A 251-nucleotide genomic window follows, 5' to 3' on the forward strand; every position below is an offset into this window, starting at 1 on the left:
TCTGAAAACCCATCCATTACACGAGATGTTTCAGGTGAAGGTGTACAGCAGGCGTTGCTGAAAATTCTTGAAGGCACAGTGGCAAGCGTTCCGCCACAAGGAGGAAGAAAGCATCCTCATCAAGAATTCATCCAAATTGATACAACGAATATTCTATTCATTTGCGGTGGTGCATTTGATGGAATCGAACCGATTATTAAACGCCGTCTTGGCCAAAAAGTTATCGGTTTTGGATCAGTTAAAGAAGAAGT

General features: G+C 42.2%; 1 protein-coding gene. It reads left to right on the forward strand.

Features of this window, described 5'->3' with window-relative positions:
- Positions 1–251: AAA family ATPase (locus tag AC1ECF_RS17750; RefSeq protein ID WP_480390760.1), on the forward strand; the 251-nt coding region annotated here is incomplete at both ends.

It is taken from the genome of Psychrobacillus sp. Z3-81 (assembly GCF_056620325.1).